Origin of the sequence: Defluviimonas sp. D31, assembly GCF_033436765.1 — a bacterium.
GTDB lineage: Bacteria > Pseudomonadota > Alphaproteobacteria > Rhodobacterales > Rhodobacteraceae > Albidovulum.
The window spans coordinates 1-1187 of the sequence record NZ_JAWQFN010000065.1; the positions used below are offsets into that span (position 1 = coordinate 1).

Sequence of the window (1187 nt, forward strand, 5' to 3'; positions counted from 1 at the left end):
AAGTACTTCATGGTCTCCTACACCGACCTCTTCGGCGGCCAGCGCGCCAAGCTCGCGCCCGCCGCCGCGATCAACGACATGGCCGTCGACGGCGCCGGCTTCGCCGGCTTCGCGACCTGGCTCGACCTCACCCCGGCCCATCCCGACATGCTCGCGGTGCCCGACCCGGACACCGCGATCCAGCTGCCCTGGAAGCCCGAGGTCGCCTGGCTCGCCTCGAACTGCGTGATGGACGGCGCCGACCTCGCCCAGGCGCCGCGCAACGTGCTGCGCCGCCAGATCGAGAAGGCCGCCGCGCTCGGGCTCCACGTCAAGACCGGGGTCGAGCCGGAGTTCTTCCTGCTCAGCCCCGACGGCGCCGAGCTCTCCGACGCCTATGACACCGCCGCCAAGCCCTGCTACGACCAGCAGGCGGTGATGCGGCGCTGCGACGTGATCGCCGAGATCAGCGACTGCATGCTCGGCCTCGGCTGGGAGCCCTACCAGAGCGACCACGAGGACGCCAACGGCCAGTTCGAGATGAACTGGAAGTACGACAACGTGCTCGCCACCGCCGACAAGCACTCGTTCTTCAAGTTCATGACCCGCTCGCTCGCCGAGAAGCACGGCATGCGCGCGACCTTCATGCCCAAGCCCCTGCCCGGCAAGACCGGCAACGGCTGCCACGCCCATATCTCGGTCTGGGACGAGGGCGGCCGCGTCAACGCCTTCGCCGACAACTCGAAGGAACTGGGGCTCTCCGACCAGGGCCGCGCCTTCCTCGGCGGGATCATGAAACACGCCAGCGCCCTTGCCGCGATCTGCAACCCCACCGTCAACAGCTACAAGCGCATCAACGCCCCGCGCACCATCTCGGGCGCGACCTGGGCGCCCAACTCGGTGACCTGGACCGGCAACAACCGCACCCACATGGTGCGCGTCCCCGGCCCCGGCCGCTTCGAGCTGCGCCTGCCCGACGGCGCGGTCAACCCTTACCTGCTGCAGGCCGTGATCATCGCCGCCGGCCTCTCCGGCATCCGCACCAACGCCGACCCCGGCCCGCGCCACGACATCGACATGTACAAGGACGGCCACACCGTCACCGGCGCGCCGAAACTGCCGCTGAACCTCCTCGACGCGATCCGCGCCTACGATGCCGACGAGGAACTCAAAGAGGCCATGGGACCCGAGTTCTCCGCCGCCTTCAT

1 protein-coding gene is annotated in these 1187 nt (G+C 69.1%); it reads left to right on the plus strand.

Features of this window, described 5'->3' with window-relative positions:
- On the plus strand, window positions 1–1187 hold a 1187-nt coding region (gene glnT / locus R5H32_RS20895; RefSeq protein WP_318340563.1), incomplete at both ends, for a type III glutamate--ammonia ligase.